The 25039-nt window shown below is 66.2% G+C and carries 25 protein-coding genes and 1 tRNA gene; 20 read left to right on the top strand and 6 right to left on the bottom strand.

What is annotated here, in order from left to right; all coding sequences use genetic code 11:
- Position 1 precedes the first annotated feature (1 nt).
- From cobT to AX672_RS17660, 4 genes are all read left to right on the top strand, one after another.
- The gene (cobT, locus tag AX672_RS17675; RefSeq protein ID WP_066653731.1) at positions 2–1837 is read left to right on the top strand and encodes a cobaltochelatase subunit CobT; all 1836 of its coding nucleotides are present in this window, start codon (positions 2–4) and stop codon (positions 1835–1837) included.
- Complete coding sequence (locus AX672_RS17670) at positions 1834–2094, top strand: ribbon-helix-helix domain-containing protein (protein WP_066653729.1); 261 nt, start codon at positions 1834–1836, stop codon at positions 2092–2094. The genes cobT and AX672_RS17670 overlap by 4 nt, the downstream gene beginning before the upstream one ends.
- Positions 2095–2156: 62 nt before the next feature.
- Positions 2157–4289: a TonB-dependent receptor gene (locus AX672_RS17665; RefSeq protein WP_082730631.1), complete on the top strand. Its 2133-nt coding sequence runs from the start codon at positions 2157–2159 to the stop codon at positions 4287–4289.
- 13 nt (positions 4290–4302) lie between these two features.
- Positions 4303–5406, top strand: coding sequence for a PepSY-associated TM helix domain-containing protein (locus AX672_RS17660; RefSeq protein WP_066653728.1), 1104 nt, complete (start codon positions 4303–4305; stop codon positions 5404–5406).
- Here the strand turns inward: AX672_RS17660 and AX672_RS17655 are convergent.
- On the bottom strand, positions 5403–10028 hold the full coding sequence (locus AX672_RS17655; protein WP_066653727.1) for an NAD-glutamate dehydrogenase: 4626 nt from the start codon (positions 10026–10028) through the stop codon (positions 5403–5405). The genes AX672_RS17660 and AX672_RS17655 overlap by 4 nt on opposite strands.
- A 73-nt stretch (positions 10029–10101) precedes the next feature.
- A complete protein-coding gene (locus AX672_RS17650) occupies positions 10102–11403 on the bottom strand; it encodes a PAS domain-containing protein (protein ID WP_066653873.1) in 1302 nt (433 codons plus the stop codon).
- Between the two features lie 203 nt (positions 11404–11606).
- Here AX672_RS17650 and AX672_RS17645 point away from each other — a divergent pair.
- Positions 11607–11682, top strand: a tRNA-Thr gene (locus AX672_RS17645).
- On the opposite strand, the gene AX672_RS17640 is transcribed toward AX672_RS17645, so the two are convergent.
- Genes AX672_RS17640 through AX672_RS17625 form a run of 4 tightly spaced genes read right to left on the bottom strand, consistent with a single transcriptional unit; the run spans position 11653 to position 14503 of the window.
- Entirely contained in the window at positions 11653–13335 is a 1683-nt protein-coding gene (locus tag AX672_RS17640; protein ID WP_082730630.1) for a recombinase family protein, read from the bottom strand. The genes AX672_RS17645 and AX672_RS17640 overlap by 30 nt on opposite strands.
- Positions 13332–13850: a GNAT family N-acetyltransferase gene (locus AX672_RS17635; protein WP_060977324.1), complete on the bottom strand. Its 519-nt coding sequence runs from the start codon at positions 13848–13850 to the stop codon at positions 13332–13334. The genes AX672_RS17640 and AX672_RS17635 overlap by 4 nt, the downstream gene beginning before the upstream one ends.
- Before the next feature lie 2 nt (positions 13851–13852).
- The gene (locus tag AX672_RS17630; RefSeq protein ID WP_227876605.1) at positions 13853–14215 is read right to left on the bottom strand and encodes a type II toxin-antitoxin system TacA family antitoxin; all 363 of its coding nucleotides are present in this window, start codon (positions 14213–14215) and stop codon (positions 13853–13855) included.
- A 24-nt stretch (positions 14216–14239) separates the two neighbouring features.
- Complete coding sequence (locus AX672_RS17625; protein ID WP_060977326.1) at positions 14240–14503, bottom strand: hypothetical protein; 264 nt, start codon at positions 14501–14503, stop codon at positions 14240–14242.
- A gap of 179 nt (positions 14504–14682) precedes the next feature.
- Here AX672_RS17625 and AX672_RS17620 point away from each other — a divergent pair, with 179 nt between their 5' ends.
- The 15 genes from AX672_RS17620 (at position 14683) to AX672_RS17550 (ending at position 24860) form a co-directional block, all read left to right on the top strand.
- On the top strand, positions 14683–14928 hold the full coding sequence (locus tag AX672_RS17620; protein ID WP_060977327.1) for a DUF6429 family protein: 246 nt from the start codon (positions 14683–14685) through the stop codon (positions 14926–14928).
- A gap of 133 nt (positions 14929–15061) precedes the next feature.
- Positions 15062–15550 (top strand): DUF736 domain-containing protein, encoded by a 489-nt coding sequence (locus tag AX672_RS19155; protein WP_223806432.1) that lies wholly within the window; start codon positions 15062–15064, stop codon positions 15548–15550.
- 500 nt (positions 15551–16050) lie between these two features.
- Positions 16051–16227, top strand: a complete 177-nt coding sequence (locus AX672_RS18760; protein WP_155645922.1) for a hypothetical protein — start codon at positions 16051–16053, stop codon at positions 16225–16227.
- A gap of 359 nt (positions 16228–16586) precedes the next feature.
- Complete coding sequence (locus AX672_RS17610; protein WP_060977329.1) at positions 16587–17258, top strand: DNA methyltransferase; 672 nt, start codon at positions 16587–16589, stop codon at positions 17256–17258.
- A gap of 68 nt (positions 17259–17326) precedes the next feature.
- Positions 17327–17635: a hypothetical protein gene (locus tag AX672_RS17605; protein ID WP_060977330.1), complete on the top strand. Its 309-nt coding sequence runs from the start codon at positions 17327–17329 to the stop codon at positions 17633–17635.
- Positions 17636–18133: 498 nt separating this feature from the next.
- The gene (locus tag AX672_RS17600) at positions 18134–18400 is read left to right on the top strand and encodes a DNA -binding domain-containing protein (protein WP_060977331.1); all 267 of its coding nucleotides are present in this window, start codon (positions 18134–18136) and stop codon (positions 18398–18400) included.
- Between the two features lie 155 nt (positions 18401–18555).
- Positions 18556–18756 carry a transcriptional regulator domain-containing protein gene (locus AX672_RS17595; RefSeq protein WP_075151006.1) on the top strand — a complete coding sequence of 67 codons (201 nt, stop codon included), beginning with the start codon at positions 18556–18558 and terminating at the stop codon, positions 18754–18756.
- Between the two features lie 16 nt (positions 18757–18772).
- The gene (locus AX672_RS17590) at positions 18773–19321 is read left to right on the top strand and encodes a DUF2285 domain-containing protein (RefSeq protein WP_208597816.1); all 549 of its coding nucleotides are present in this window, start codon (positions 18773–18775) and stop codon (positions 19319–19321) included.
- Positions 19322–19450: 129 nt separating this feature from the next.
- Positions 19451–19717: a helix-turn-helix transcriptional regulator gene (locus AX672_RS17585; protein ID WP_060977333.1), complete on the top strand. Its 267-nt coding sequence runs from the start codon at positions 19451–19453 to the stop codon at positions 19715–19717.
- Positions 19717–20595: a replication initiator protein A gene (locus AX672_RS17580; RefSeq protein ID WP_060977362.1), complete on the top strand. Its 879-nt coding sequence runs from the start codon at positions 19717–19719 to the stop codon at positions 20593–20595. The genes AX672_RS17585 and AX672_RS17580 overlap by 1 nt, the downstream gene beginning before the upstream one ends.
- 304 nt (positions 20596–20899) lie before the next feature.
- A complete protein-coding gene (locus AX672_RS17575) occupies positions 20900–22048 on the top strand; it encodes a phosphoadenosine phosphosulfate reductase domain-containing protein (RefSeq protein ID WP_060977334.1) in 1149 nt (382 codons plus the stop codon).
- Positions 22045–23388 carry a DNA cytosine methyltransferase gene (locus AX672_RS18405; RefSeq protein ID WP_062346144.1) on the top strand — a complete coding sequence of 448 codons (1344 nt, stop codon included), beginning with the start codon at positions 22045–22047 and terminating at the stop codon, positions 23386–23388. Before AX672_RS17575 ends, AX672_RS18405 begins: the two co-directional genes overlap by 4 nt.
- Positions 23385–23972, top strand: a complete 588-nt coding sequence (locus tag AX672_RS17560) for a DUF2840 domain-containing protein (RefSeq protein WP_082730629.1) — start codon at positions 23385–23387, stop codon at positions 23970–23972. Before AX672_RS18405 ends, AX672_RS17560 begins: the two co-directional genes overlap by 4 nt.
- On the top strand, positions 23969–24547 hold the full coding sequence (locus AX672_RS17555) for a S26 family signal peptidase (protein WP_060977336.1): 579 nt from the start codon (positions 23969–23971) through the stop codon (positions 24545–24547). Before AX672_RS17560 ends, AX672_RS17555 begins: the two co-directional genes overlap by 4 nt.
- Positions 24528–24860 (top strand): DUF736 domain-containing protein, encoded by a 333-nt coding sequence (locus AX672_RS17550; protein ID WP_060977337.1) that lies wholly within the window; start codon positions 24528–24530, stop codon positions 24858–24860. The genes AX672_RS17555 and AX672_RS17550 overlap by 20 nt, the downstream gene beginning before the upstream one ends.
- Positions 24861–25039: the final 179 nt, after the last annotated feature.

Raw genomic sequence — 25039 nt, 5'->3', positions numbered from 1 at the left:
AATGGCGCAGGAAACGCCCCTCGATCGCTTCAAATCGGTTCTCGGTGGCGCCGCGCGGGCGCTGGCGGACGAGCCCGAGATCGAGCTTGCCTATACCGCCGACGCGCCGACGCAATCGGGCAAGCACATCAAGGTGCCGATGCCCGCGCGCGGCCTGCCGCCCGAGCAGGTTGCCGAGGCGCGCGGCTTTGCCGATGGCTTTGCGCTGCGGCTCAAGCACCACGACACCGCGCTGCACCTGAAGGGTGCGCCGCAGGAAGCGGTCGCGCGGGCGGTCTTCGACGCGGTTGAGAGCGCGCGGGTGGAGGCGCTCGGGTCGCGCGGCTATCAGGGCATTACGGACAACCTTGAAACCGCGCTCGGCATGCGGCTGCGTAGCGATCCGATCGCGCGGGCACGGACCGCCGATGAAGTGCCGCTGTCGACGGCCGTCAGCCTGATCGTGCGCGAACGGCTGACCGGGCAGCAGACGCCGGCAGGCGCGGTTGCGGGTCTCGCGCTGGTCCGTGACTGGATCGAGGAGAAAGCGGGCGGCGATCTCGACGCGCTGGGCCTTGCGATCGACGATCAGGCGGCATTTGCGCAATTGTCGATGAAGCTGCTCCAGGACCTCGATCTCGTCGAAGGCGATATTCTGCCCGACGAGGCGGACGAGGGCGGCAACGAGGACGAAGGTCAGGACGACCAGACGCAGGACGAAGGCGATCCCAGCGACGACGCGGGCGAACAGGGCCAGGGCGACGTCGAGCAGCGCGGCGAATCGCGCGATTCCGAACAGCAGGAAGGCGAATCGACTCAGCAGAGCGACGACAGCTTCGACGAGGCCGATGGTGAACCCGGCGACGAAGGCGACGACGGGATGATGCCGGTGCGGCCAAATCGCCCGTTCAACGATTTCGCGCCGCAGTTCGAATATAAGTCATGGACGCAGGCGTTCGACGAGGAAATCGCCGCGACCGAACTGTGCGATCCCGAGGAACTCGCCCGGCTGCGCGCCTATCTCGACCAGCAGCTTGTCCATCTGCAGGGCGCAGTCACCAAGCTCGCCAACCGGTTGCAGCGGCGATTGATGGCGCAGCAAAGCCGCAGCTGGGATTTCGATCAGGACGAAGGCTTGCTCGATGCCGCAAGGCTGGCCCGGGTGATCGTCAATCCGATGCAGTCGCTGTCGTACAAGGTCGAGCGCGATACCGAATTCAAGGACACGGTCGTCACGCTGCTGATCGACAATTCGGGGTCGATGCGCGGCCGCCCGATTTCGATCGCGGCGATCAGCGCCGACATTCTCGCGCGCACGCTCGAGCGCTGCGGGGTCAAGACCGAGATTCTGGGCTTCACCACCCGCGCATGGAAGGGCGGGCAGGCGCGCGAATCCTGGCTCGCCGCCGGACGCCCGCCGCAACCGGGGCGGCTGAACGACGTGCGCCACATCCTCTACAAACAGGCCGACGAGCCGTGGCGCCGCGCCAAGCCCAATCTCGGGCTGATGATGCGCGAAGGGCTGCTCAAGGAAAATATCGATGGCGAGGCTTTGCTGTGGGCACATGCCCGGCTGATCGCGCGGCCCGAGGATCGCAAGATCCTGATGGTCATTTCGGACGGCGCGCCAGTCGATGATTCGACGCTCAGCGTCAACAGCGGATCGTATCTGGAGCGCCACTTGCGGCAGGTAATCGGCTGGATCGAAACGCGATCGCCGGTTGAACTTTGCGCGATCGGTATTGGGCATGATGTAACGCGCTATTACAGCCGCGCCGTGACGATCATGGACGCCGAACAATTGGGCGGCACGATGATCGAACAATTGGCGGGGTTGTTCGACGCGGCGCCGCGGTGACGGCGCACCGAATTGCGCCCCCGCCCGGCGGATTCATCGGCCCGGTCAAGCGATCCGTCACGATCGCCGGGCATGCAACCTCGATCAGCCTTGAGCCGGTGTTCTGGGCCGCGCTCGAAGCGGCGGCGGCAGCGCATGCGCTGCCCTTGTCGGCGCTGATCGCCGAAATCGACGCATTGCGGATCGCCCAGAATGATCCGCCCAACCTCGCCAGCGCGATCCGCACCTGGCTGTTCGCTCGGCAAAGTTGCGAATAACTCGCAATAGCGTTGACAATGATAATGAGTCGCAATAACCCCGGCCTCGACGGGAGAAACCAATGCGACTGCTCACAATTTCACTGCTGACGGCAACTTCGACGCTGGCGCTGACGCCGGCGGCCGCCTTGGCAGAACCGACCGAGGCCTCTGCGCCTACGCCAGCACCGGGCGATGCAGATGCCGACCGCGCCGACGTGACGGTGACTGGCCAGCGCAGCAGCTACGCGACTCCCGAGACCAGCACTGCCACGCGCACCCCGACGCCGGTCAAGGATGTGCCGCAGGCGATCACGTCGATCGAGCGCCAGCAGATCGACGATCAGGCGATCCGCTCGATCGGCGACGCGCTGCGCTTCGTCCCCGGCGCCATTGCGGCGCAGGGCGAGGGGAACCGCGACCAGATCGTGCTGCGCGGCAATAACTCGACCGCCGATTTCTTCGTCGATGGCCAACGCGACGACGTCCAATATTACCGCCCGCTCTACAATCTCGACCGACTGGAGATTTTGCGCGGACCCAACGCGCTCACCTTCGGGCGCGGCGGCGGCGGCGGGGTGATCAACCGCGTCACCAAGACGCCGGGGCTTGGTATGTTCGGCGGCGCGAGTGCCTCGGTCGACAGCTTTGGCGCCTGGTATGTCGATGGCGACATCAACTTCCGCCTGAGCGACACGGTCGCGGCGCGGATCAATGCCGTGCATGAGGAATTCGCCAATCATCGGCAGGTCTATGGCGGGCGCGTCACCGCCGTGAATCCGGTCGTCAAATGGTTTGCTGGCCCCGACACTGCCTTCACGCTGTCGTATGAATATGTCGACGACGACCGCGTCACCGATCGCGGCATCCCCTCGCTCGGTGGCCGCCCGCTCGCCGGGTTTCGCGATACCTTCTTCGGGGCGGCTGGCGTCAATCGCACGCAGTTCAAGGGCAATGTCGCGCGCGCGACCGCGACGCACCAGTTTTCGCCCGCGCTGAGCGTGACCGGGCGGCTGCTCTATGGCGATTACGACAAATACTACCGCAATCTGTTCCCCTCGGGCGCCGTGAGCGGCGGGCGCGTGCCGGTGCAGGCCTATCAGGACTTCACTTTCCGCGAAAATCTGCTCAGCCAGACCGACTTCGTCTGGCGCACGCGCACCGGCGCGATCGATCACACCCTTCTCGCCGGGTTCGAATTCGGGACCCAGCATTCGACGTCGAGCCGCCTCAACGGCTTTTTCGATGGCGTGGCGGGGACGAGCAACGGCGGGCTGACCGCCAGCGTCTTGCTTGCCAACCCCTTTGTGGCGCCGCCGGTGGTGTTCCGCGCAGGGACCGGCCAGCGCGACACGGTCGTCTATGCCGATATCTATGCAGGCTATGTGCAGGACCAGATCAAGCTCGGCCCGGTCGAACTGCTCGTCGGGCTGCGCCATGATCGTTTCTCGCTGACCGCTACCAATCGCCTCAACGGCGAGCGTTTCCAGCGCAGCGACGCGCTCTGGTCGCCGCGTGCGGGGCTGGTGGTGCATCCGGTCGAGCCGGTGTCGCTCTACGCCAGCTATGCGCGGTCCTATCTGCCGCAATCGGGCGACCAGTTCAGCTCGCTCGACGTGACGACCGCCGCGCTCAAGCCCGAGCAGTTCGACAATTATGAGATCGGCGCGAAATGGGCGCCGCGCGCCGGCTTGCTGATTGCCGCCAACGTCTATCAGCTCGACCGGACGAACACGCGGGCGCCCGGGCCGGTCGCGGGCACGACGGTGCTGACCGGGGCGCAGCGCAGTCGCGGCGTCGAAGTCGAGGCCCGCGGCGAGATCACGCCCGACTGGCAGCTGAGTTTCGGCTACAGCTATCAGGACGCGCGCATTACTGAGACGACAGCGGCGGCGCCGGCCGGGCGCAAGGTCGCGCTGGTCCCCGACCACAGCCTGTCGCTGTTCACGCGGTACAATGTGTCGAAGCGCTTCGGTGTCGGCGCGGGCGTCAGCTATTTCTCGGACCGTTTCACTTCGATCTCGAACAGCGTCACCTTGCCCGGCTATGCGCGCGTCGATGCGGCGCTCTATTACAAGCTGACCAAGGCGATCGAAGTTCAGGTCAATATCGAGAATCTGTTCGACGCGGGCTATTTCCCGACCGCGCACACCGACAACAACATCTCGACCGGTGCGCCGCTCAACGGCCGCGCGACCGTCCGCTTCCGCTTCTAAAGAGTATCAGACAATGACGAAGATCGGCCTGCGCAAGGCGTGGTTCCAAGTGCACAAATGGATCGGGCTGCTGCTGGCGATCCTGATCATTCCCCTGAGCCTGACCGGCGCTGCGCTGGTGTGGGACGAACCAGTCGAGCGGCTGCTGAGCCCGGCGCGTTATGCGACCAGCGGCGTGACGCTGCTGGCGCCTGCCGCCTATGCCGATGCCGCGCGCAAGGCGGTCGGCGGTGCGCCGCTCGCCAGCCTGAAGTTGCCGGCACATCCCGGCGATCCGGTGATTGCGCAGACCGCCCCCCAGCAAAGCGCGATCCGAGGTCCTGCTCCGCGCACCAACATCTATCTCGACCCGCCGACCGCGCGCGTGCTCGAAGTGTCGAGCAGCCGATCGGGGCCGGTGATGGTGATGCACCTGATCCACGGCAGCCTGATGATCCCCGGCGTCGGTCGCGCGATCGTCGGCTGGATCGGGGTTGCGATGCTGTTGTCGTCGATCTCGGGGCTCTGGCTGTGGTGGCCGACGGTGGGCAGCTGGCTGCGCGGGCTGCGCTGGCGGCGGCATCGGCATGTCGACGCCAACCTGCATCATCTGTTCGGCTTCTGGATCGCGCTGCCGCTGTTCGTCCTGTCACTGACCGGCGCCTGGATCAGCTTCCCCGGCTTTTTCGGGCCGTTGGTGGGCGAAAATGGCCGGACGATGGGCTTCAGTGCCGAACGCGCAGCGCTGAACCGGGCCAAGCCGCTTCCGGTCACGCGGCTGAGCCTGAATGACGCCGCCGCACGGCTGCCGGCGGGCGCGCGCATTGCCCAGATTGCTTGGCCGAACGACTATAAACCGCAGTGGCGCTTTACGCTGGCCGGGAAGGATGCCCCCGTCGTTGTGATCGACGACGCGAGCGGACGGACTCTTGCTACACCGCCAGCCGATCGCGGCAGCGCCGGAATCGCGCAGCTGATGCGCCGGATCCACGACGGCAACGGCATGGGGATCGTCTGGCAAGTGATCATCTTTCTGGGCGGATTGCTGCCCGCGCTGCTCGCGATCACCGGCGTCATCATGTGGGCGCGGGCACGGACGTGGCGTCGTGCGCTCAAGGAACGCCGCGCCGCCGCCTAGTGGCCGAGCAGTACGCGCGCCTGCCCGGCGATCTGCGCCAGCATCGCCGCATTGGGCGCACTCGCCCGGCGGGCACGGTCGACGAGAGCGCGGAATTGCTGCACGCGCCCGCCATTGCGCGTCAGCCAGTCCTCAACAGCCGGTCCCGGATCGCTCGTGCCCAGTCGACCGAGGAAATCGAGGCGGATCTGCTGGAAGTCGCGCGCGAGACCCGCGATCAACAACCGCTCCCACGGGTCGCTCGAGACGATGCGCGCAGCATTGGCCTGCGCCCAGTCGAGTCCAAGTGCCTGGCCCAGCGTAGTGAAGGCGCCCGTCAGCACCACCTCGTCGATACCAAGTCGCTGGCCGAGATCGGCGAGGCCGACCGCGCCGTCGAGCTCGAAAATGCGCGCGACCTTGTGCGCAAGCGCCGCCGGGGCGCCAACCGATTCGAGCCGGTGGGTAATGCGATCGCTCTGCGCGCGCGCTTCGTCGCGCAGCAACGAGTCCGTCTTGCCGGCCAGCGCGGCGATACCGGCACCAATCCGCGCGTGCACATCGGCAGGGCCAGTGCCCGGGCGGAATACGCGGAGCAGATCTGCGATGTGCGACCGGGCAGCGGCAGCGACTTCCTCGAACATGCCGATCCGCGCGGCCTCGGGCATGTCGGTCGCTTCGATCTCGGCCCAGAGCGCGGGCAGGTCGAACAGCTGTTCGACGACCACGAACATCGCCGCGATATCGGCCATCGCTGCGCCTTCTTCCTCGGCGAGCTCGAAGGGGTGCAGCACGCCCAGGCGATTGACGATGCGGTTGGCGAGCTTGGTCGCGACGATTTCGCCGCGCAGCCGGTGCTGGTCGATCGCGGTGCCGAAGCCGGCGCGCATGGCCGGCGGAAACGCCGCGTGCAGATCGGGCTTCAGCGCCTCGTCATGCGCAAGCGGGCTGTGTTCGATCGCGTCCTGCAGCGCGAGCTTGGCGGTCGCGAGCAACACCGCAAGCTCGGGCCGCGTCAGCCCGCGCTGCTCCTGCGCGCGCCGCAACAGATCGTCGTTCGATGCCAGCCCTTCGACCTTGCGGTCGAGCCGACCGCTGCCTTCGAAAATCTCGATCAGGCGGACATAGCTCGGCAGTCCTTGTGCGCCGTCATTCTCCATCGTCGACAAGGCGAGCGTCTGGAGCCGGTTGTCTTCGAGCACGATCGCGGCGACATCGTCGGTCATCGAGACAAGCAGCTCGTTGCGCGCTTCGATTTCCAGCCGGCCTTCATTGACTTCGCGATTGAGCGCGATCTTGATGTTGACCTCATTGTCCGAGCAATCAACGCCCGCCGAATTGTCGATGAAATCGGTATTGGTCCGGCCGCCGCGCGCCGAAAAGGCAATGCGCGCTGCCTGTGTCACGCCCAGATTGGCGCCTTCGCCGATCGCGGTCGCGCGCAGTTCCTCGGCATTGATGCGCAGGCGATCATTGGCCGGATCACCGACCTGGACATTATTCTCGGCCGCTGCCTTCACATAAGTGCCGATGCCGCCGAACCAGATCAGGTCGACCGGGCTTTTCAGGATCGCCGAGATGAGCGAGGCGGGATCGAGTTCGGCAGCGTCGATGCCGAGCGCCGCGCGCACTTCCTCCGACAGCGGGATCAGCTTTTCGGTGCGCGCGAAGACGCCGCCGCCCGCCGAGATCAGCGCCTTGTCGTAATCGGCCCAGGACGAGCGTGCGAGCGCGAACAACCGCGCGCGCTCGGCCCAGCTCGCCGCCGGATCGGGATCGGGGTCGAGGAAAATGTGGCGGTGGTCGAAGGCGGCAACCAGCCGGATCGTCTTCGACAGCAGCATGCCGTTGCCGAAAACATCGCCCGACATGTCGCCGCAGCCGACGACGCGGACCGGATCGGTCTGCACATCGACGCCGCGCTCGGCGAAATGCCGCTGGACGCTGACCCATGCGCCCTTGGCCGTGATGCCCATCGCCTTGTGGTCATAGCCGACCGAGCCGCCGCTTGCGAAGGCATCGCCCAGCCAGAAGCCGCGATCGAGCGCGATCGCATTGGCGACGTCGCTGAAGGTCGCGGTACCCTTGTCGGCGGCGACGACGAAATAGGGGTCTTCGCCGTCATGGATGCGCACGCCGTCCGGGTGAACGACCTTGCCTTCGACGATGTTGTCGGTAACCGACAAGAGCGTGCGGATGAAGATGCGGTAGCTTTCGGTGCCCTCGGCGAGCCAGGCGTCGCGGTTGGCCGGATTGGGCAGCATCTTGGGATAAAAGCCGCCTTTGGCGCCGGTAGGCACGATCACCGCGTTCTTCACGCGCTGCGCCTTCATCAGTCCCAGAATTTCGGTGCGGAAGTCGTCGCGCCGGTCGGACCAGCGCAAGCCGCCGCGGGCGACCGGGCCGGCGCGCAGGTGAATACCTTCGACGCGCGGCGAATAGACCCATACTTCGCGCCACGGCAGCGGTGCCGGCAGGCCGGGGACGCGCGCGCTGTCGAGCTTGAAGGCGAGTGCTTCAGCAGCAGCCGGCGCGAAGGCATTGGTGCGCAACGTGGCGTCGATCACGCCGCCGATCCCGCGCAGAATGCGGTCGTCGTCGATCGCGTTGACGCTGTCGAGGCCCTCAAGCACGGCGGCCTTGGCTGCGGCGGCGTCGGCGCGGCACTGCGGATCATGTGCGGCGTCGAACTGTGCGATCAGCGCGGCGGCGACATGCGGCGCACGGCGCAGCGCGTCGACCACGGTGACAAGGCTGTAAGCCATGCCGGCCTGACGCAGATAGCGGAACCAAGCGCGAAACAGCACCACGGCGCGCGGCGTGAGCCCGGCATCGACGATCAGCCGGTTGAAGGCATCATTTTCGGCCTGCCCCTGCAGCACATCGGCGATTGCCGCCTCGAGCACTGCGGTATTGCCTTCGAGTGCGCCGGGCACGGCTTCGGGGCCGGCCTGAATGGCGAAATCATGGACGAAACCCTCGGCTTCGTCGGCAAGCGCGGTCGGCACTTCCTCGATCACGCGGAACCCGAAATTCTCGAGCACCGGCACGGCATCCGACAGCGCCAGCGCGCCGCCATAGCGATAGATCTTGAGCCGCACGCCGCTTGCGTCGCGATAGAGCCGCACCGAACGCGCCTCGGGCGTCTCCAGCGTCGCCAGCCGCACGATGTCGCGGGCAGCTTCTTCCGGGGTGCTCGTCGCGCGATAGGCTTGCGGGAAGCAATTGGCATGGCGCAGCGCCAGCCGCGCGGCGCGAGCCGGGTCGGCCATTTCGGCAAGCGCTGCCTCGACCGCCGGGGCCCAACCGCGCAGCATCCGCGCCAGCCGCTGATTGAGCGGCGCGACTTCGGGCATCCGCCCCTCGCCGCGCAGATCGAAGGTGTAGCGGATCATCGCCACCACGCCGTCTTCGAGCGCGATCGACCAGTTGAGCAGCGCACCGTTCGATGCCTCGGCCAGCATGTCGCCGATCGCAACCCGCCGAACCGTCGACAGATCGTCGCGCGGCAGCCACACGAACGCGAACATGTGCCGCCCCAGCGTCGAGCGGACCAGCACCATCTCGGCGCGCGGCCGATCGGCCAGCGACATCGAGGTCAGCGCAAGCGATTCAAGGCTGTCGGGATCAAAGGCAGTCGCCAGATCGTGCGGCAGTGCGCCGAGCGCGTGGCTGAGCGCCTTGCCGGTATGCCCCTTGGGATCAAAACCGAGCTTGGCTTCGAGCGCCGCCAGCCGCGCGCGCAGCACCGGCACGTCCTGCGGCGGCGCGTGGAGCGCGCTCGATGTCCAAAGGCCCGCGTGGATCGACAGGCCGATGATGGCATCGCCCTCGCGCACCGGCACGATCGCTAGATCGAGCGGCACATGGCGGTGCACGGCCGAAATCAGGTTCGACTTGACCAGCAGCGGCGCTGGATTGCCCGCCGCGAACCAGTCGAGCGCAAGCTGGCGTGAGGTAGTGGCAAGGATCGGCACCGGCTGGGCATTGCGGGCAATGCCGATCTGCTCGACGGCGCCGCCGTCGCGCAGCCAGCGCTCATGGCCGAGCAACGTGAAATGCCGGTCGAGGAACCAGTCGAACAGCGCACCGCCTTCGCGTTCGATCGGATCGATGCTGGCGTTGAGCATGGCTGCGTCGGCGGCCATCGCTTCCTGCAGGGCAGGCCAATCGGTGACGGCGGCGCGCACATCGCCCAGATTTCGGTCGATATCGCCGAGCAGCGCCTTGCGCCGCCGCGCATCGACGCGCTCCATCTCGATGTAAATCATCGATTCGGGCGCGCCCGATCCGACCTTGCGGAATGTGCCGTCCTCGCCGCGCTCGATCGGCAGGACGGGATGGATGATGCGGTCGATCGCGATGTCGTGCGCACCGATTGTCGCCGCGATCGAATCGACCAAAAACGGCATGTCGTCGTTGATGATCGCGAGCCGCATCTGGCGGTTCGAATCATCGCCGCTGATCGTCTCAAGCTCCATGCGTGCCGTATTCGGCGGCCGGAGCCCCGCCGTTGCGGCCACGAACCGTGCAGCTTCAGCCTGTTCGGCTGCGCCGAACCCCGCAAGCTCGCCCGGCAGGGCCCCTTCGACCAGCCGGACCGCAAGCGCGTCCGACAGCGATTTCAGCGTGGCGATGACCATGGGCGACGCTATGCGCCGCGCGGCCGGTTAGCTCAAGATCGAAGTCGCCCGAAGCGGTGCGGGCGCCGCCGGATCAGTCGGCGATGCGGGCCAGCGCGCGATCGGTGACCGGGTCGTTGGACGCGACGCTGCCGATGATGTCGAGGTCGCCGTGAACGCTCTTGCGCGCCACCAGCACGACATAGTCGCCAACCACCGCATCGACATCGAGCGCAACCGACGCCAGGCTCGGCAGCGCGGCAAGCCGTGCCCGAGCCGCCGCTACACGGTCGACCGCGGGCGCCGGGCGCTTCAGCGCACGTTCCGCCGCGACGATCCCCTTGATCCCGCCCTCGGCCATTTCGAGGAAATCGCCGAGCGCCCCTTGCGGTACATTCGTGCGGCGGGCGTGCGTCAGCACGGCGGCGAATTCGGTCAGGCGCGTCTTGTCGTAATCGGCGCCGAACACGAGCTTGACGATCGGCGTCATCGGCGCGCGTGCCTGCGCCTTCATGCCGGTGTCGGCAAGCAGCGCGGCATAGCCATCGGGATCCGAATCGGCAGCGGCGGCGAAATCATAGGCGCGGCCAAGCGCGCGGTAGAGCGCGGCGCGGCTGCGCGTATCGGCAGCGCGGACGGCAGCGGCGCTTTGCTGGGCAAGGCTCAGCTGGTCGGCAAGGCCCAGCGTCGTGCCGAGATCGTCATGGTCGGCCGCATCGTCCTCGCCGGTTGCATGATCGGTGTCGTCGATGCCCGCGCTCGGCCCGCTGGCCCAGGCAGGTGCCGGCGCGGCGACCGCCGGCCGCGGCGCGCTGCGGACGGCTTCGGCGACTTCGGCGGAAAGCGCCGCCTGTGTCTCGGCGTCGACCATTTCCTTCCAATTAATCACGCCGTAAATGAAATCGATCGTGTCGTCATCGGACGAAAACGGCATCAATATGCCGCGATACAGCGTGTTGTGGCCGCGCGTGCCGACGAATTCGGCCTCGAAACCGATCGGCGCGCGGTTGGCGATGATCTGCAGATAATGGTCGGTCAGCCGCGACAGCAGCGATCGGCTTGGCACTTGCGTGATGTGGGTGATCGACGAATCGAGCTGGCATTCATCGCGCAGCGCACGACCGAGGAAGCGGATCGCGGGATCCTCGATGCCGCCAGTGAAATCGAGCAGCACCGAATGCGCGCCGAAATCGGCGATGTTTTCAGGATCGAGATCCTCGATCGAGGGATAGGCGCGCCCGCCGAGCAGCGACACCCAGTGATTATAGGCACGCACATGCATCCGGCGTTCGTCGGTGCCGATGTCGAAATTGGCATTGTCGTCGACGCTCATGTCGGCCTCGTCCCCTTGATCGCTATCGATCCGATCGTCCTCGAACCCGCGCAGCGTATCCATGCTCATCCCCAATGGGCCCAATGGGCCTTCGCCCGCTCTTCGGGATGCGTTGTGCCCGATTGTGGTAAACGACCGGTAAAGTTGTGCGGGCGGCGAGCGCACAAGTTGCCGCCGACGGCACATTTCCCTGCGGGCGCTTGTCAGTCGCCGATCGAGGTGTTAAGCGCGCGCTCCGCAACCGGGCGAACTCGCCCCTCGCGCAGGCCGCTTTAGCTCAGCTGGTAGAGCATCGCATTCGTAATGCGGGGGTCACAGGTTCGAGTCCTGTAAGCGGCACCATTTCGGTCCAAAAGCCCGAGTCCCTAGCACCGCCGCCTCTACGCCAGAGACGGCGGTGAGGGTGCGCAGCAACTCGGTGCGCGTGCCGCAGATTCGCACATCCGTCTTGCTGTGGACCTCGACCCGCTGGGCCACCGCCCGAATATGGTTTCGCGCATAGGAGCCATCGTCGTGGCGGAGCTTGCGTTTGGCGACCAGCGCGAAGGCGTGAAGGCTCTCGACCGTGATCTCCGGGCTGATCCGCTCAATGTGTGCGACCGCGCGCTCGGCATCGCCTCTGGCCTGGTCGCGGATGGTGGTCAGCTCGGCAATCCGCGCCTTGAGCGACGGATCGCCCATATCGACCAATCCATTCTCGATCGCTTCATAGAGCCGGGAAAGCTTGGTCTCGACCTCAGTCGCGCGCCGTTCCATCTCGGCGACGTGCTGGCGGCGCTCGGTCACCCATTCGTCGCGTCGGGCAATAAGCTGGTCCATCAGCACTTCAAGGCGCGCGGGATCGAGCAGCCGCTTCTCCAGGTGCTCGATCACCGCCTCGTTCAGCCGATCCATCGGAAGCGAGACGCCGGGGCATCCCGTCTTCCCTTTCGTCGCCTTGGTCGCGCAGGTGTAGTAGCGATACTCCTGCCCACTCCGGCTGGTGCCGGTGCGCAGCGTCATCGCGCCACCGCAACAGGCGCAGAAGCAGATGCCCGTCAAGAGCGTCGATCCGCCCACCGCCCGCGGCGGCATCATCTTCGGGCTGCGCGCTTTCAAGGATCGCTGCACGGCCTCGAACTCCGCCACCGTTATGATCGGCGGCACCTCCATGATGGCGTGCTCGGTCTCCGGCTTCGCGCGCCCCTTCTTCACGTCATAGGTGTTGAAGCGGTGCTCGCCGATATAGGTGGTCCGCGTCAGCACCTGATGGACCATGCCCTTGCCCCACCGACCGCCATAGCGCGTGCGGATATTATTCTCATTGAGCCAGCACGCGATCGCCATGACCCCGATCGGCCCGCGCCCATCCGCGCCTTCCAGCGCCAGCCGGAAAATGCGGCGCACCGTTTCGGCGTGGAGCGGATCGATCTCCAGCTTTTTCTTGATCTTCGCGCCGCGCTGCTCGGCCGCGACCGCGCGATAGCCGATCGGAGGACGGGCGCCATTCCAGAAACCCTGCCGGGCGTTTTCGTTCATCGCGCGCAGCGTATGCTTGCCGTTCTCCTTCGACTGATATTCGTCGAACAGCGTCATGATTTTCCGCATCATCTCGCTCATCGGATCATCGCCGAGAATCTGCGTGATGGAGACGAGCTGCACGCCGTTCTTCGCCAGCTTGCGGAGGTAGAACTCGAACTGGAATTGATCGCGGAAAAAGCGCGAGAAGCTATGGACCACGATCACGTCGAAGGGCGACGGCCTTTCCAGCGCCGCGTCGATCATTTCCTGGAAGGCGGGACGGCGATCGTCTGTGCCCGAAACCCCCGGCTCGACAAACTCGGCCGCGACTTCCCAGCCGTTCGAGTGGCAATAGCTCGACGTCTGGCGGCGCTGGTCCGGGATCGACAGATCGCTCTCGGCCGAACGCGGCGACGAGACGCGCAGGTAGAGCGCGGCCCGCAGCGCCGGTTGCACGGCTCCGGTTTCCGAGGGGGCGAGAGCAGCGTTCGTCATCGTTCGACCAATCTTTGAATAGTGTGCATCGGCAGCACGAGGCGTTGGGAATCTGGCAGGCGCACGAAGCCATTGCCTTCGTAGAAGGCTGCCGCGCGATCATTGATGGCGTCCACGACGAGTATCGACGAGCCAGCTGTCGCGGCCGTCGCCCAGACGCGCTCGACGGCATCGGCGATCAGGATCGCCCCAAGGCGTTCGCCCTGCCTCGCTTGCGACACCGCGAGCTGGCCGATCAGCGTCGCGGCGACGAGCGGGTAACGCGGGACATGCTTTCGCGCCGCTGCCGGAATGTCGCCCTGCGCGATGTTGGCCTGACTAAGCGTGTAATAGCCGAGAACCACGCCGGGATTTGCACGCTCGGCGAGAACGAACACACCAGCCGAGCGGCGGCGCATGTCCTGGCCCGCCTGCCTCCGCAAATATCGATCGAGACTGTCGATGCCGCAGGAAAATCCCTCGCGGTCGTGATGCGGCCCCAGCGGCTCGACCTGCAAATCCGCATGCGCCGTCATGATCAGGACGCAACCCGGCGCCGGTGCTCCTGGAGAGCGCGGATCAGCCGCTCGCTGGGCTCGGGCGGATTGATGAGCGCATCGAAGAACGCCGCGCGGTCGCGATCCGACAGCACGAGCGTTTCATGCTCGGCGATCGTTCGCCGCGCCGTGTCGGCTAGCGCTGTCACGCAAAAGTCGCTGACCTTGCGCCGCGTGAGGTGAGCTGCCCGCTCGATCAAATCCTTCGTTTCTTCGTCAATACGGAAGCCGAGCCGCTCGACGCGATTGGCTCTGGCGGACTCCGCTACGGCTTGTTTGCGCGGCATGGGACCGACTCCTGACTTATCCATTTCCGCTACAATGTACGTCACTTTGACGAACATTTCAACCCCTTTCCATTGGCCGTTTTAGGGGAGCGGCCCGAACAGGGCGTCCAGCTCCTCACGAAAAGCGCCTTCGATGACGCGCAACTCGGCATCGCCGATGGGAACCTGCTCGGGCCAGTCGTCGGTAACGACGATCGGCGCGCTGGCGGCATTCTTGCGCGCCGACGCGCGCGTCGGCTGCGGCTGCATGTAATCGTGCAGGTCTTCCAGCCCTTCCGACCAGCCGCGGGGTGCGCGGCGGCGACGTTTGCGAGAGAGTCCCATATTGCTCAAGCTGCCGCGCATCTCTCGGGAATCCAGCAAAATCGCCCTCGGGCGCATACATGCCGGACCCGTAGCAACGGCGGCGGGATTCGGCGCACGGCGGCGCAAGGCGGAAATAGCGAAGTGTAGCGTAGCAAAGATAAGTGCTCACGGCGGGATCGTGGATGCCGTGTGCAGCCCGGTTTGCTATCCTCCCGCGCATGGACTCGCGGACGGACACCGACACCGACACCGACAGAATCGACGAGGCGGTGCTTGCCCTGCTATGGCTCAACCTCAGCACCACCGGCACGGCCTGGAAAGGCTTCGACTGGAGCGCGATGGATCGACTGCACGAACGCGGGCTGATCTCCGATCCTGCGCGCAAGGCAAAGTCGGTGCATCTGACCGACGACGGCATGGCCGAAGCCGAGCGCCTATTCACCGCGCTGTTCGCTCGCCCGTGAATCCTGCCACGCCGACGCGAAAGCCATAACCCAGCCATCGCTGCTGGGTCCGCTGAAATACCGGGTGCAGCATTGTCTCCCGTCCTGCCTGCCCGACCGACCCTCGCGGCCTCCCTCGTGGCTTGATCTGATCGTGTCCACCTGGCGGCGCAACGGCGCCGGGCAGCTTTTTTCCGCCGCCTTCGGCTTTGCAGCGCGAAGCAAAAAAGCGGCCCTTTGGCCGTCCATAGGCCGCAAGCGGTGCGCAGCCGAACGTCCCCGATCTTCGACACGCCACGAGGCCGCGAAGGGCGCGGTCCCGAGTCAAGAAAGGACTGACGACATGATCTGCGGAAACTTCAAAGCGACCGATCGCGGCTTTCACGGCGAAATCCGCTTTTTCGGTCTCAGCGAGAAGGTGGAAATCCTTCGGATCGGCGACAAGGCAAGCGACAAGTCGCCCGACTATCGCATCGTTGCCGCCGACGATGAACGCGTGGAATTCGGTGTGGGCTGGCTCAAGGCCACCAAGGACCAGAAGCCCTACGCTTCGCTCAAACTCAATCCGGTCCTGGCGCCGGACGTTCATCTCCGGCTTGTCTCGACCGAGACAACGGGCAAGTTCGAGCTGAAGGTCGACTGACCGCGGAAGCGTCCCGCCAGCAATGGCGGGGCGCTTCCAGTTTTCCATAAAGGATCTGCGCCGTGCGAAACCGCACCAGCCATTGCATCGGCCTGCCACCGGACGATGCCATACTCGCTACAGGCGCCCGCCCAGCCAGATAACGGTAAGCCCAGGACTCCGCATCCTGGTCGACGGAGGCATCCATGCGCGCAAAGTGCAGGGGAAGCGTCCCACTTCTGCCCCCATTCCTACCTTGCCCGGCGTGTTTTCCACTATGGCCCTAGCCTTGCCGATCCCGCTTTGCCCGAAAATCCGTTCATCTCCCTCCCGGGCTGGTTGCTGATTAGCGCATCTGGCTTTGCCGGGCGCCTCATGCGGGAAGTGGCATAGCCACCAAGCAGAAAACCGGCGCCAGCGCCTACGGTTTCCGCAAGCGGACCCTCCGTTTTTCAGCTTGCCCGCGTCGCCCGCCAAAGCCTGCCTGATGCATCAGCAACGCCAGCACACAGGAGGCAGACATGAAAAAGGATTGGGCAAAGATTCGCAGGATCAACAAGGCCAGGGCCGACCGGAAGATGGCCGCCGAGCAGGCCAAGCCGGAATGGGAACGGAAGTGGGAAGCGCGCGAACTGGCACGCGCCCACGGATACATCCCCTACCTCAGCGATGAGGTTGCAGCCTACCGCGACCTGTAAGGCGGACAGCACCCGATGGCGCCCCACGCCATCGGGTTTTTTTGTGCCTCGCAGGATAGCGGTCTGGGGGGATCGAGCAGGGATCGGCCTGAAGGCCGCGCCGGTAATCCCGGCTGTCATTTGCTTTTCGCGCCGCCAAGGCGGCGCGATCGTTGCTAAGGACGTAGTCCTCGCGCCGGTCAAGGTAAGTGGAACCGTCCGGGGCGGTATCCCCACCTTCCGCGCTTCGCTTGTGCAGGCGGGTGATTCCCCTCCGCCCCGGCCGCCCTTGCCCCGTTGCTACCCTTGGCTCGCCGCCGGGCAGAAGTTCAGGCGCGGCATTCCGCTTCGCTGAACTTCAGAACCAAAGGATTTGAGATATGACCAGCAAGGCACAGGCTCCCCGCGATGTGATCTTCAACGGTGATTGCATTGAAGTGATGCAGGCTTTCGATAGCGGCACGGTGGATTTCATCCTGACCGATCCGCCCTATGTGACCCGCTACCGGGACCGCCAGGGGCGCAAGGTCGCCAATGACGATAACGGCCGGTGGCTGCGTCCGGCGTTTCGGGAAATGCACCGCGTCTTGAAGGATGGCGGCTTTGCGGTTTCCTTCTATGGCTGGAACAAAGTCGATTTGTTCATGGATGCATGGAAGGCGGCAGGCTTCCGCATCGTCGGCCATCTTGTTTTCCGCAAGCGTTATGCGTCATCGGCCCGCTTCCTTCGCTATGAACATGAGCAAGCCTATTTGTTGGCAAAGGGCAATCCCGTCCGTCCGACACGGCCTATCCCCGATGTGCTCGATTTTCCTTACAGCGGGAACCGCCTGCACCCCACGCAGAAGCCGGTTGAAGCACTGGCGCCATTGATCGAGGCTTTCACGCAGCCGGGCGACCTTGTCCTGGACCCATTCAGCGGTAGCGGTTCGACCCTTGCGGCAGCCCAGCAACTCGGGCGCGACTGGACCGGCATAGAACTGGACAACGGCCACTATCACACCGCCAGCAAGCGGCTTGCCGCGCGGCAGCATCGCCGGGCGGCCGCATAGGTCGCCACCCTTTCCCATCATTCGCGCCCGTCCCTGCGGCGGGCGCCACCCTCACAAGGAATTATATCATGCGCTGGATTATCACATCCGATCATATGGGCACTTCCCTTGCCGGGGTCGGTGAAGATGCCGAAGGAAGCATCGCCTATGCCGGCACGAACGAGGGCGACAGTTTGCCGATGGAGTTTCGACTCTATGACGCGCGCCATAAGCTTTGCTTTGAAGGGCGTTGCGGCGACATTGACGCCGATTGGTGGCACGGCTTTGAGCCGCTGATTTGGACCTGGAACGCATTTCGCTGCCGGCGGCTGACCTACCGCCGTGTTGACCGAAGCTGGAAAGAACAGCCGTTCTTGCCTTTCTCGGGCCGATATTGAGAACCGACAACCGACAACCGACAACCGGCTGCAGGTCCTGCCCGGAGCAGCGGCGGCCGCGCGGCCCATAGGTCCGCGCGGCCGTCATGGCGCGCGCTCGCCGGGCATCGCCCGGCTCGCAAGAGACAGTAGCCAGAACGGCGTCCCCGTCCTAAGAAAGACGTGGGCCGCTACGCGGCGGCCTGGGGCGTGGAAACCCCTGAATATCCGGTTGGGCGTCGGCCGTGACGGCGCCGCTATCCTTGACCACATGGTCGGGGAGCCTGTGACGTATACAACAGGCTTCCGGGCTAAAGGTCACAGGGACCGAGATATTCCGGTTTTCCAACTCCCCGATCAGGGTCAGGAGCGAAGTTTGCGGGGGCGCACCGCAGACGAACCGCTGCTGACCTGGAACCCGACCATTGCGGACGACGCGCGAAGCCATGCCCGCCGTGCGTATAGAATCGTCTCCGTTTCGGTCTAAAAGGTTAACGGGACTGGAGGAACGGGGGCGTTATGACCGGCAAGCATTTCAAGGATCGCGCGCCCGACGCGCCGCGGCTCACCGCCTATGACGAGGATCACCTCGCCGACTATATCCGCCTGCTCGATACCGACGACGAGGGCGCCGACTGGCGCGACGCGGCGGCGCATATCTTCGGGATCGATCCGGCCGCGGAACCCGAACGCGCCCGCGCGATGCATGAGAGCCATCTCGCCCGCGCGCGCTGGATGACCGAAGTGGGCTACGCATATCTGCTCGGCCCGCGCGCCATCGAATAAGTTAACATTCAGACCGAAATGGATTTTTCCGGTCGTGGATTCCGATGCGCGGCCGGCATCGCCTGGCGCGGCCTTCGCGCTGTCGGGATGCAGTGCTTCTCCCGATCCTCGGCGGTCCAGACTCCGCACAATGAGCGGCTGGAGAGGATGATCCCATGCCAATGACGCCCGAAGGGCGCGCGCGGCGTGCCGGCAATGCGCCGGACACGCCGGGCCGGGCCGAATTCGCCGCCGCGTTCCTGCAACGCAACCGCCAGTATCGCGCAGAGCGGGCGCGACTGAACCCGAACGCCCCGGCCAGCGAGCGAACGACGCTCGCCCGCCGCTGGGGGTTGTCCTTTCGCCTATCTGCCTGATGAGCTGTCGGGCACGGTGATCTGGCGGCCGGAACTCACCGCCGTCACCGTGATCCTCGACGCTGCGCCGGAAGGATATACCGGCGCCAAGGCGGTCGATCCGCTGGCGCTGGGCGCGCTGCTCGCCGACCAGGCCGGAATCGACGGCCGGCATGTCGTCGTCGCTGACGCGGCCGGCGAGCATCGGCTGTGGCTGCGCGATCCGACGCCCGGCCGGCCGCTCGCCGCGATCGTCCCGCTCGACAAGGACTTCATCAAGCGCATCCTCAGCCTGCTGCGTTTCCATCGACTCATGTCGGGCAAGCGAACCGGCCCATTGCCGCGCGGATGGCCGCTCACCCCGATCCGCGCGGCCCGGCTCGAGCTGATGCTTCGCGCGCTCGATCTGCGCCTCGCCGGGGCGACATACCGCCAAATCGCGATCGCGCTCGGCAGGGACGAGGCCGCGCATCTCTCGGCATCCGATTTCAAGAATTCGGACGCCCGGTCCTTCGCTTATCGCCTGGTGCGCGACGCCACCGCCATGATGAAGGGCGACTACCGCAAGCTGCTGCGCTTCCGCTGATAGCGCCCGCCGCATGACAGCGGCCGGGGGGTGGTCACATCGGCGCAGCTGCGAATCTTCGTTCCCCACCCTGCCGTGAGCACTTCGCCATGATCGCCTCCTGCCACCCCGCCTCGCAGGAGACGCCCCTTGTCCCGACCGCCCGTGACCCTTCCGCCCCGCTACCTGCGGACCCCCGAGGCGGCGCGCTTCCTTGGCCTTTCCGGCCGCACGCTTGAGAAGCACCGCTATTTCGGGAGCGGCCCGGCCTATCGCCGGATCGGCGGACGGGTGGTCTATTCGGTCGACGACCTGCGCGCCTGGGCCGACCTCGGCACCAAATATTCCACGTCCGACCCCGGCCAGAACGATCTCATGCCGCAGCGGGATGCGGCGATCACGCAGAGCCGCCGATGATGCCGCGCACCGCCTCCCGTTCCGGCGAGCGCGCCCAACTCGCGCTGTTCCCCTCGCTCGGGCGCGATATCGCGCCGCGCGATGCCCAGGACCTCATGGCCTGGCCGTTCTTCAGCCTCGCCAAGCGCAGGCGGGTGACGCCGATCGATTTCCGCATGGGCGCGACCTGGATATCGGTCGAGGCCGTGCCCGAACATGGCATGGCGACCATATGGGACGCCGACGTGCTGATATGGGCGGCGAGCCAGATCGTCGCCGCGCGCGACGCGGGGCTGCCGACCTCGCGCCTGATGGCGACGACGCCGCACGAAATCCTCACATTCACCGGACGAGGCACCGGCAAGGATCATTATGACCGGCTGAAGGCCGCGCTCGACCGGCTGCAATCCACCACGGTCGCCACCTCGATCCGCCAGCAGCACCAGCGGCGACGCCATCGCTTCTCGTGGATCAACGAGTGGCAGGAACGGCTCGACGGCGACGGCCGTCCGCTTGGACTGGAGCTGATCCTGCCGGACTGGTTCTATGCCGGCGTCGTCGACCGCACGTTCGTGCTCACCATCGACCGGGCCTATTTCGACCTAACGGGCGGGCTGGAACGCTGGCTCTACCGGATCGTGCGCAAGCATGGCGGCCAGCAGGAAGGCGGCTGGAGCTTCGACGTCCCGCACCTTCACCTGAAATCCGGCGCGCTCTCGCCCTTGAAGCAGTTCGCGTTCGAGCTGCGCGCCATCGTGCAGCGCCAGTCGCTGCCGGGCTACGCGCTGGCGATCGAGCGGGCGTTCGGCCGCGAGCGGCTGACCTTCGCGCCCGTGCCCGCCGATCCGTTCGAGAAGGCGGCGCGGGTCATGGGGCTGGCTGTGGATAACCGGCCATGAGACTCGGCCTATTGAAAACCGCCGGACTCGGCCGATTAAAAACCGCTGACTCGGCCTATAAAAAACCGGACCTCCGCACAAGCTTCTGGAATCGCTCGCGGAATCGGCTCTCTTCTAACTATGCTAACAGTAAAGAATACTTCGTATTCTTTCTAACGCGCTTTGGTGCTGTGGATAATTCGCGAGACGACGCGAAGTATCGGGCAGTAAATCCGCCGTCTCCCCTACGCTATACTACTACGCCTTTTGCGTGCGGCGATCAATCCCGGCACCGTGTTACGCGGCGCGGGCCGGAACCGCGGCCATGATCGCCGCCCAGCACTTCGGCAGCATCTCGGGCGGCAAGGACAGCCAGGCCGTCCTTTGCCGGATGGTCGAGCGGATCGAGCGCAGGGGGCTTGCCGCGTTCGGCAACCGCGCGCCGCGGTTCCTCTCGGCAGACAACGGCCACGAGAACCCGATCACGCTCGACCACATCGCGTATCTCGACGGCTGGCTGCGACAACGCACCGGCCTGTGTATCGAGACGGTCTCGGCGAACGACGTGCCGGGGCTCACAGACGCGGCGGCCTTCGCCCGCAAGCGCGCGATGCTGCGCGAGGAATGGTCGAAGGAGAAGCGGCGGACCCGCCATAAGGGCGCGTGCAACCAGCGCCGGGCCGCGTGGCAGGCAGGCAGGCTCACGAAAGGCCAATGGCTCGCCGCGTGCGAATGTCCCGTCCTGGTCTCGCCCCCGGTTCCCGATCATCTGATCGACCGCGCGCTCGAGCTGCTGCATCCCACCGGCATCCCGTTCCTCGACATGGCGATGCTGCACGGCCGGTTTCCCGGCACCAAAACGCGCTTCTGCACCGACGAGACCAAACTGATCCCGATGATGCATCGCAAGCGTCCGCTGCTCGATGCGGGGATCTCGGTCATCGACTGGATCGGCGAGCGCGCCGACGAAAGCCCGGCGCGGGCGAAGAAGCCGCCGATCCAGTCGGTGCGGCATCCCTCCGGCGCCCGCAAGGTGCTCTACCGGCCCATCTTTCGCTGGTCGGCGGCCGACGCCTTCGCCATCTCCGAGCGCCACGGACTCCGGCATAACCCGCTCTACACGATGGGGATGAGCCGGGTCGGCTGCTCGACCTGCATCATGGTTAGGAAGCGCGAACTGCGCGCCTGGGCCATGCGGTTTCCCGCGGAAGTCGATCGCGTGCGGGAGTGGGAACGGCTGGTCAGCCTCGTTTCGCGGCGCACCGCGATATCGGGAGCGCCGGCATCCCTGCTGCCCGCGCCGACCGTGCCCGGCGATCCCGCCGATCATGGACGTGCGACGATCGACAGGGCGATCGCGTGGTCGCGCACCAGCCGGGGCGGCCGCAACTACGACCTGTTCCTCGCGCAGGAGCAGCGCGACGCCGATGAGCACGGCCTGCTCTGCGACAGCGAATACGGGCTTTGCGAATGATGCGCGCGCTCGACCTGTTCAGCGCCGCGGCGGGCGGCTGGTCGCTCGGCCTGCACCGCGCCGGATTCGTCACCGTCGCCGCCTGCGAGATCGTCGAATGGCGCCGCATCCTCTACGCGGAGAACAATCCCCATGTCAGACTCTACGCGGATGTCCGGTCCCTCACGGCAGCTCGACTTGTTTCTGAACTTGGATTCCTGCCCGACATCATCGTCGGTTCGCCGCCGTGCCAGGACATCTCCAGCGCCAACACCAAAGGCAGGGGGATCGAAGGCGAACGGTCGGGCCTCTACCTCGAAGCCGTCCGGCTGGTCGGAGAGTGCCGCCCTCGCTGGTTCGCTTTTGAGAACAGCGCTAATCTGCGAACTCGCGGCGCTGACCGGCTGCTCCTTCTCCTGGAAACGCTCGGCTACGCCTGCGAACCGTGCGTGGTGGCTGCTGAAAATGTCGGCGCCAACCATGTCCGCAAGCGGTCCTGGCTTATCGGCTACGACCCAGGCCAGCTTGCCGACGCCGGTATCGCAATCCCAGCAAGGCGGCATCCGGCTGGAGGGTGGATCGGGCGCACGGACGGCCCTCAAGGAATCGGGTCTGTTCGACCTGTTTCGCGAGAACAGGCTGCCGACGCCGATGGCGACGGACGGGATGAGGGACGGCGCGGGCGGCGGCGCAGGATCGACATATCCGCTTCGCATGATCCTCGCGACGCCGCGCAAATCGGATGCGGACAAGGGCGGCCGGGGCGATGTGCTCAGCCAGTTGCAGGGCCATGCGAGCCGGCACGCGGGCATGATGCCGACGCCTGTCAAACCGAACGGCGGACGGAGATTGAGCCGGCAGGAGATCGAAACGGGACGCCGGGCGAACGGCGCGAAGGCGCAGATCGACACGCCGAACCTGTTGCGCCACGCGGCGGAAATCCTCCCCACCCCGACGAAGCGCGACAGCCGGATGGACGGCTGGAGTCCGGCCTACGATCGGCGGAAATCGCCGACGATGGACGCGGTGATGGACGGCGCGATGACGGATCGCGCGCCGGACAAATGGGCGGGCGCCCGCGCGCTGGCGGCGATGCTGCGGAGCCGTGGGCTGACTGGAACGGCGGCCTTGCCCATCACCTACGGCTGGATGATGGGCTTTCCGCCTGGGTGGCTGGCACGCGCGTTGCGATCGGCGCTGGAAAGCGGACGGCTGCGGCCAGCCTGATCGTCGAGGCGTTCGGCGACGCCGTTCTCCCGCAAATCCCCGAAGCCATCGGCCGCGCCATCCTGCGCACCGAAGCCGCGCTCGACGTCGTGCTCGGGCGAACCTCCCCCGACATCACCGGAGACGAACGATGAGCGATCCCGCGCATCCGCAGCGCATAGACTTCAGCGGGTTCGAAGCCGCGCTGCGCCGCCGCGCGGCGGAGCAGGCGCAGGCCGCCCGAACGCCGACAGAACCAACGGCGCTGGCATCGCGATCGCGGCTGACCGAAGTCGAACTGACCTGGATCGAAAAGAAGCTGGAGCACTGGATACGCTTCGGCCGCGTCGCGCAGGAACGCATCGTCACACGCCGGACGCGCGTCATGAGCTTCCGGCCGGGCGCGGTGTTTGCCTTCGTCCGCTGGACCGCCAACGACTATGGCACGATCGCCTCGCGCATCGACGTGGTGCGCGCGGTCACGCCGGGCGAGCCTTATACGACGCTGCCGTTCGTGCGGCCGGGCGGCGAAATCCTCCTGCACATCGAGAGCTGGCCCAAGGTCCAGCAGGTGCTCGCCGCGATCGACGCGGTGGAGACGGCGGGCGTCGATCCCTGCGACGCGGCGCCCGAGCACTGGCGCCACGTCCACAACCGCATCGCCGCGGGACACCAGCCGCGCCCTTACACGCTGGAGCGGCATCGCGCCTGGCTTCGCCGCAAGGAGATCGAAGGGTGACGCGCCGCCGCTACGTCATGGCGACGGCCACCGCCGCGTCCGCCTTCGCCGCGGCGTTCGTCGCGATCGCCGTCGCCGATCCTTTCCCGCGCGTGATCTGGAACGCCAGCGCCAGCGCGCCGATCGGGCTCTACCGCATCCATCCCGACCGCGATCCCGCTATCGGTGTGCTGGTCGCCGTCACGCCGCCCAAGCGGCTTTCCCGCTGGCTTTCGGCGCGCGGCTATCTGCCCGAGGGCGTGCCGCTGCTGAAGCATGTCGCCGCGAAAGCCGGGCAGCGCGTGTGCCGCATCGGCGCCGTGGTGAGCGTCGATAGCCAGTCCGTCGCCAGCGCCCGCGCGCGTGACGGCCGGGGCCGCCCGCTGCCGGTCTGGCGGGGCTGCCGCACACTGCAACCGGGCGAACTGCTGCTGCTCAACCCGTCCGTCCCCGACAGCCTCGACGGCCGCTATTTCGGCCCGCTGCCGGCGTCCGCCGTCATCGGCCGCGCGACGCCGCTGCATCTGCGCGCGCCGTCGCAATCGCCTTCCACCCCCGAAGCCAAGGAGATTGGCCATGCCGACGAATATCTTTGAACCCACCGCCAATGGCTATGCCGGGCGCGCCCGGTATTTCGGTGTCGACGAGCAGATCGTGCTGGTCGCGATCGATCCGGGCGACGCCGAGAACGCGCCCGATTACCGCGTCCACCTCGACGACGAGGACGGCCCGGAAGTCGGCGGCGCATGGAAACGGGTCGGCGAACGCGCGGGCAATTACATCGCGCTGGAGATCGACAGCCCGCTCTTCGGGGCGCCGTTCCGGCCGGTTCTGTTCCGCGCCGACGACGATGGCCGGACGTTCCGGCTGTCATGGAAGCGCCCCCGGCCGCGCGACGACCGGAGCTGATCGGTGGCTGTTTCGATCATCATCCCTTTGTTCGCGGAAAAGCCGCATCCCTCCGTCCCGCTCGGTCGCAGGCTGACCGGCGCGCGCAGCGAAGGTCAAGAGTCTGCCCCGGACTTGATCCGGGGGCGGCCCACGGCCGGCGCATCGCGCGCACCCTTTACCGCAGCGAGCACGCTGGC

Source organism: Sphingomonas sp. CCH10-B3, from assembly GCF_001556185.1.
GTDB classification, from domain to species: domain Bacteria; phylum Pseudomonadota; class Alphaproteobacteria; order Sphingomonadales; family Sphingomonadaceae; genus Sphingomonas; species Sphingomonas aquatica.
Note: the sequence above shows the minus strand (reverse complement) of the source record. Positions and strands in the feature narration are given on the sequence as shown.